Origin of the sequence: Methanobrevibacter cuticularis (genome assembly GCF_001639285.1) — an archaeon.
GTDB classification, from domain to species: domain Archaea; phylum Methanobacteriota; class Methanobacteria; order Methanobacteriales; family Methanobacteriaceae; genus Methanobaculum; species Methanobaculum cuticulare.
In genome coordinates this window covers 1-7,399 of record NZ_LWMW01000146.1, presented here as the reverse complement: position 1 = coordinate 7,399, position 7,399 = coordinate 1, and the positions used below count along the sequence as shown (strand labels likewise).

Genomic DNA, 7,399 nt, shown 5'->3' with positions numbered 1-7,399 from the left:
TTTTTTTTATAATTGGGGGGGGGGGGGTATAGTTTGTTTTAGTGGTAATTATGAGCGTAAAGCCTTTCAAAAGCTTTATATGGTCTTTTAAATAAACACATGATTATATAAAAATAAATTATTATGTCATGATTTGTTTTAAGGGCATAATTGGCTTTGTAATATGGAAATGATGTGTAAATCATCTTTACAGAGATAAAATAAGAACATAGGTTTTTTACTAAATTATAACAATGAATTGGGGGTATTTAATGTTCACTGAAATATATAAAAAGAAAAGGTTCTTTCTATTCTTAATAATATTAGTGGTTATTTTAGCTATTGGTGTTATAAGTAGCGTTAATGCAGTAACATCGTCAAATAATGATAATAATGAGATAAATAGCTCTTCAAATTTCACTATAAGTTATTTTGATAAAAATGTTGGAGGGAATGTTTTAAAGAATTCTAAAATTTCAAAAAATATTCCTAAAGGGGAATTATCAAGGAAAATTGTTCAGATGAGTAAGAAAGGGTCTGTGATATTGAAGCTTGGCACGGGTAAACCTAAAATTTTAATTTCTGCAGGTATTCATGGTAATGAACCTGGAGCTAATATAGCTACATTAAGATTTATAGAAAGGATAAAAAATAAGAAAATCAAGGGTTCAATTTATATCATTCCTTTTGTTATCCCTAAAGATACAGCACTTAACAGGAGAACATGGTATAATCCTAAAACTAAAAAATTAGTAGATCCTAACCGAGTTTCTAATATAAAAGGAACTCCAGGATATAAATTAGTCCAATTTGCTAAGAAAAACAAAATTAAAAATATAATTGAAGTTCATACTGGTGGGTTTATATCCAATTATAAGAGAGGTTTTATTTGGGCTAACAAATATCCTCTAAAAGGAGAAAAAGCTTGGCTTAACTATATCAATAAAAATGTAAATCCTAAAATTGGGTATGGTGCTGCGACTTCTGGCATGGTTAGAGGTTACAGTCGTGCTAATGGACTACCTACCATAACTTTAGAGGTTGAAAGAGATAAAGGTCCTTTTTCCAAATGGATAGATGTTGAATATAAAATGCTCGTATTTGCATCTAAATTTTTTAAAATATTCTAAAGAATTAGCTAATTTAGGTTTATAAAAATAAAAATTTTTATAATATAAATAAACAGGAGGATGTTAAAATTTTTTTAAAGAAAAAGCAATTGTTTGTATTGATAGTAGCTATTTTTCTAGCTATTACATTAGCAGGAGCTATAAATGCGGCGTCAACTAAAGTAACTAAAGATTTTCCAAGTTCAGGTGAAACAAGTTTTACTTTTAAGGTTAAATTACCTAAAAATTTTAAAATAATTAGTAGTAATGGTAAAGCATGGAAAACTTATTATAATGATGCGAAAGTTGGTGGAAAACCTATTATATCAAAAGGTAAATCAGGTTCAATCCATTATGTTAAATTTAAATGGAATGGGTATGTTGGTAAAGGTGTAAATATGCACATGAATGTTAAATTTACCTATAAGGATAAAAAAGGAGTTAAACACACCATAACTGGAGGATTACACGAAAATAAGAAAAAATGGGTTAAAGGATATGAAAGTTAATAAAGTTAAAAATTTAATTAATTTAAAATAATTTAAAACTTTAAATTAAAAATTTAAGTTATTATTAAAATTTTTTTATTTTTTTTATTTCATGTTTAATTTAATTAAAAACAGATTAAAAATTTGGAGGAAAACATGTTCACTGAATTTAATTCTAAGAAATTATCACTTTTGATAATTTTGAGTTTAGTAGTAGCTATTGGAGTAATGGCTTCGGTAGATTCAATTGATGCTAAAAAAATAACTATTACAAAGAAATCCTCTTTAACAGACGGTATTAAGAAGTGTAAATCAGGAGACACTCTTGTTTTAGCTTCTGGAACTTGGTCTGGTAAAATTTCAAAGAATAGAAATATTGTAATTGATAAAAATATTAAAATTGTTGCAAAGAAAAAAGGTAAATCAATAATCGATTTAAAAGGAAAAGGACAGGCATTCTATGTTAATAGTGGTGTTAAACTAACTTTAGATGGTGTCACAATAAAAAATGGTAATGCTCCGTATTCTGCTTCTGATCAAGGGCTTGGTGGTGCAATATTTTCTTCAGGTACATTAAAGATATCAAACTGTATTTTTTCTAAGAATAAATGTGCTATTGGTGATCGTGGTGATTTTGGTGGTGCGATAAATGGGGATAAGTTAACGGTGATTAATTCTGTTTTCATGTATAATACTGTAAAAAATGGTGCAGGTGGTGCGATATATACAAATGGAAATGTTAGTATAAGTGGTTGTACTTTTGTTTCTAATAAAGCTATTTATGGTAGTGGTGGTGCAATATGTTTGGGTAGTACTGCTGGCTATTTAAAAGTGTCTAACTCTATTTTTAAATCTAATAAAGCAAAATATAAAGGTGGAGCTATATCTGCTTATTCTAAATCTAGTGTTAAATTCTCTAAAAACACTTATAAGAATAATATCGCACCTAAAGGTTCAAAAATTTATTATTCTAATTGAATATTAACAATGAAAGGTGTTTAAAATGTTTATTAAAAGTAATCATAGAAAAATAGGAATATTAATTATATTTTCAATTGCTGTAATTGCTATTTTATTCGGACTTACAAATGGTGTTAGTGGAGCAACACATAATTTTAGTACTAAAAACAGTAGTGAAGATATAAATAAATTTTTTAACCCAATTTCTTGGAAAAATGAAACTTCTCCTTTAAAAGCTGGAGACACAGTCGTTTTTAAAGCAGGAAAATATAAAAATTTGGATTTCTATATTAATAAAAATAAATTAACTATTAAGAAAAAAGGTTCTGGAAAAGTAGAATTCATTAATAGTTCAATGTATATAAGTAGTAATAATGTCAAAGTTTCAGGTTTTATACTTAAAGGCAATCTCAATGTTTTTGGAGATAAGAATCAAATAACTTCTAATAATATAAAAGGTTCAATTGGTATTTCAGGTGAAAAAAATACTATTTCTCAGAATATAATTTCTCAAGAGTCCCGTGTCGGTGGAAAAAGGAATATAATATCTGGAAATAAGTTTTTAAACAATCTCTTAGTATCTCATGGATACAGTGTCAGTAATGGGGTTGTTAGTCCTGGAGGATTTAAAAATCAAATTATTAAAAATACTATCAAGAATGGATATGGAATAATAGGATATTCTCCATATTACCTTGATGAAATAAAGGTCCCTCAATCAAAAGATGTTTTTAAATCAAATAAACAATCATTCATTGATTTATCATTTTCAAATGGTAAAAAAACCAGTAAAGGAATGTATTTAACTATTAAAAATGGTGGAACTAAAACTTCAAAAGATTGTTATATATCTCTTACAAAATTAAATGTAATTAGTATTTTTATCTTAAACAATGGGCCAGTTGTTGGAAAGGTTAAAGTTCCAAAAATAAAAGCTGGAAAATCAATAAAAATATTAATTCCTCAAAAAATAATGAAAAAAGTTTATTATAAAGCTGAGGGTACAGATAAAAAATTATATCATGGGGAATTCAACCTTGATTATAAAAATAAAAATAAAGATGCTTATAGAGGCAATAATCTTTTTCTAACAAAATTTTATGGTTAAATTAAAACTAAAAAAATTCAAATATGGTGATGTTGGAAATGATTATGCCAGTTATTGGAAGTTATAATTCAAAAATAGTAATTAATAGCTATTTTATACAAAATAATTTTCTTAAATAATAACTATTTTAGCTATTATCTTATTATATTTTTTTTTTATTATTTTGATGAAATATAAGATTTCGTGTGTTTAATATGAATGAATTAAAGGATAGTATTGTTTTAATTTTGTTGTTATTATTCGTTGTGTTTTTAGTTGGTTGTAGCTATGCTACTGATATAACTGAAAATAATTCTTTTAATAATGAAATATCTCAAAATGATGTATTTAAAGGTTCTAAATCTCTTTATAATTATATAAATAAAAATGAAAAATTACCTGAATATGTTGAGATTTCAAATAGGAAATATTCTATGGGACAATTTATGTATTTAATGTCAAAAACAGTGATCAATAGTCAAAAGAATGATCTAAATAATATAACAATTCCTTATAATATTAAAAGTGTGAAAAATCCTACAGGTTCAAGTATTAACGGAGAAATATCTTCTAAAGATATAAATAGCTATTCTAAAGCTATTATTAACTATATGGATAATAACAATAGGCCTCCTAACTATATTAAAAGTCGGTTAGGAAATATTCAGTATGAAACAATGATTTTTGCTATTTCCAAATTTTTGAGTAAATCTTCCAATGGGAAGTTAGCTAAAATTACTATATCTGTTTCAAGGAAGAGTCCTATTAATAATAATGGTTATACTATTGGGCTTTTTAGTAAATATATAAAAAGAGATTCTCTTAAGAAATATCTAAGTTCTACTAAAAATGCTCCTAAAGATGAATTTATTAAAAAATTAGCAAAAAAATTAACAAAAGGTTGTAATACTAAGCTTGAAAAAGCTGAAGCTATTTTTAATTGGGTTAAAAGTAATATTAAATATTTTCGTTATGGTAACACTAAGTATGGTGCTAAGAAATCTATAAAAATTCGTAAAGGAAATTGTGTTGATAATTCCCATGTTTTAGTTTCATTATTTAGAGCAAGTAATATTCCTACAAGGTATGTTAATGGGAAGTGTAAGTTTATTAAAGGGGATCTAGATGGAAGCACTGTTTCTCATGTGTGGGTGCAAGTTCTTATTAATAAAAAGTGGATAGTTGCCGATGGGACTTATCAAGGTAATAGATTAGGCTATGTTTCTAATTGGAAAATCAACTCATATAAACTTTTAGGAATCTACTCCTGTGTATACACTAATACAGCATATAATATCAATTTAATTAAATATAATAGAAATAACAATTAAGATTTAGAACTTGTTTAATTAAATATCAATAGAAATAATAATTCAACGGATTTAAATAGAGTTTATTTAATTAAATATCCATAAAAAGAGTAATTAAGTGGATTTAGAATTTATTTAATTAAATATTTATAAAAAGAGTAATAAAGTGGATTTAGAGTTTATTTAATTAAATATTTATAAAAAGAGTAATTAAGTGGATTTAGAGTTTATTTAATTAAATATTTATAATAAGGGTAATTAAGTGGATTTAGAGTTTTATTTAATTAAATATTTATAAAAAGAGTAATTAAGTGGATTTAGAGTTTATTTAATTAAATATTCATGAAAAGAGTAATTAAGTGGATTTAGAGTTTATTTAATTAAATATTCATAAAAAGAGTAATAAATAGAGTTTATTTAATTAAATATCAATAGAAATAATAATTAAAAAGATTAAAAATAAATAAATTGAGGAAAACAATGGAGATTAATAGAAATATTAAACTAATATTGATCGTATTTATGATGGTTACAGCTATTTTTTTAAGTTGTAATAATGTTTTTGCAGCTGATAACACTAACACTGATAAGATTAGTGTTTCACAGGAAAAAGTGGTTTCTGCATCTAAAAATCTTAATAGCTATGTTGAAAAACATGAAAAACTGCCAAGTAAAGTAAATTGTGGGGGATATAAATTAACAATACCAGAATTTACTTATTTAATGGCTAAAACTATTAAATATAAAAATAATGGGGATAATTCTTCCATCATCATCAAAAAAGAAGTTAAATATCCTAATTTACCTTCTGGTGATAATATAAAAGGCAAAATTTCTTCAAATAGCTATAATAACTACAGTTTAAAATTAATTACTTATGTTGATAAGTATGATAAGTTGCCAAATTATGTACAAACAAGTAATGATAAGAAAATACAATATCAAACCTATGTATATTTGTTTGGGAAGGTTTTATCTCATGATAAATTACCAGATTCAGTTTATATAAATGTTAAAAAATCAAGTAAGCTAAATAAGTACTCTAATCCTTATATTAAAGGTAATGCTATTTGGCTATGGTCTCAATATGCAGGTTCTGTTAATTTTAATCGTCTTAAAAAAGCAGGGATAGGTAATATATTGTTACTTGAAAGTGCAGTTTCTTCTCATGGTTTGCCATGGGTTATAAAGTTCACTAAAAAAGCTCATAAGTATGGAATTAAGGTTCATATTTGGTTTTGTACTTTCTATAATAATGGGAACTGGATTAATCCAATAAATCCAAAGACAAAATCTTATAACTATGCATACTTTAATAAATTACTTAAAAGAGTAAAACAATACGCTAAAACTCAAGTAATTGACGGAATTCATTTTGATTATGTTAGATATTCTGGTAAAGCTTCAAAACATCGTGCTGCTTATCAATATAGTTACTCTAATGGAGTAACTGGAGAAAAAGCAATAACTCTTTTTGTTAAAAAGGCAAATCAAATGGCTAAAAAATATAATAAGAAAATAATACTATCGGCTGCTTTAATGCCTGAAATTAGTCGCAGTATTAGTTGGTATGGCCAAAATACTGAGGAATTGGGTAAATATTTAGATGTTTTAATGCCTATGGTTTATAAAACTGCTTTTGTAAATACTAACGAATGGGTAAGAAAGACTACTCAATGGTATGTTAAGCATTCAAATGGGGCTCAAGTATGGACTGGTTTAGAAGTTTATGGGAAAAATGGAAGATCTTTATCTGGAAAAGAAATGATTTCAAACTCTAAAGCAGCTATTGAGGGTGGAGCTGATGGTTTAGTATTGTTCAGATATAAACTATGGAGAATTTCTAATCTGTTACTCGCTTATTAACTATGATAGTATTGAATATTGACCTTGAAAATAATAATCTTAGTATAGATACCTAAAATATATTTAATAGATAATAAGTATATAAATAAATTATCTAAAATATATATTTTTAATATTTTCAATTCTCAATTTTCACATCTATTACTATATACAAAAATAATATCATAATCAATAATAACATTGATAGCTATTATAAAAGAATGGTTATAATTAATGATTAATAATGAGATGATAATAGCTATTTAACTAATAAAATTACTGAATAGGATGTCTTTATAAACTTATGGTGATTTAAATAGTTAATAAAATAAATAAAAAAGAATCTACTTTTTGTTGTTAATAATAGCTATTTTTTCAAGCTTTAGCATATTTTAATTTTTTTATTTTATTTTTACTCTGTAGAAATCATGTTAAGTATTATGGGATCACATATTATGTATTACCAAAATAATAGGGTGATCCCATGTTCAGTTTATGTGATAATGAGTTAATAAAATTTACCTTTGTGTCCTTTGAAATTGCTAAGATGTCTTTATCAGAGTATTCCTGTGAAAAATCAAAACATATTTATACTCAACCCCAATTAATGGCGTTAATATG

At 25.4% G+C, this 7,399-nt stretch carries 6 protein-coding genes; all 6 read left to right on the top strand.

Translation table 11 applies throughout. The features are described from left to right. Positions 1-251 precede the first annotated feature (251 nt). The 6 genes from MBCUT_RS09385 to MBCUT_RS09360 all read left to right on the top strand — a co-directional run bounded on the left by MBCUT_RS09385 (position 252) and on the right by MBCUT_RS09360 (position 6,799). Entirely contained in the window at positions 252-1,109 is an 858-nt protein-coding gene (locus MBCUT_RS09385; RefSeq protein ID WP_067260421.1) for a succinylglutamate desuccinylase/aspartoacylase domain-containing protein, read from the top strand. A gap of 89 nt (positions 1,110-1,198) precedes the next feature. Further along, positions 1,199-1,597 carry a hypothetical protein gene (locus tag MBCUT_RS09380; protein ID WP_067260420.1) on the top strand — a complete coding sequence of 133 codons (399 nt, stop codon included), beginning with the start codon at positions 1,199-1,201 and terminating at the stop codon, positions 1,595-1,597. Between the two features lie 135 nt (positions 1,598-1,732). Further along, a complete protein-coding gene (locus MBCUT_RS09375; protein WP_067260419.1) occupies positions 1,733-2,554 on the top strand; it encodes a hypothetical protein in 822 nt (273 codons plus the stop codon). 25 nt (positions 2,555-2,579) lie between these two features. After that, the gene (locus MBCUT_RS09370; RefSeq protein ID WP_067260418.1) at positions 2,580-3,644 is read left to right on the top strand and encodes a hypothetical protein; all 1,065 of its coding nucleotides are present in this window, start codon (positions 2,580-2,582) and stop codon (positions 3,642-3,644) included. A gap of 194 nt (positions 3,645-3,838) precedes the next feature. Next, positions 3,839-4,954: a transglutaminase-like domain-containing protein gene (locus tag MBCUT_RS09365; RefSeq protein WP_067260417.1), complete on the top strand. Its 1,116-nt coding sequence runs from the start codon at positions 3,839-3,841 to the stop codon at positions 4,952-4,954. Positions 4,955-5,413: 459 nt separating this feature from the next. Then, entirely contained in the window at positions 5,414-6,799 is a 1,386-nt protein-coding gene (locus MBCUT_RS09360; protein WP_084270799.1) for a putative glycoside hydrolase, read from the top strand. The last annotated feature ends 600 nt before the right edge of the window (positions 6,800-7,399 follow it).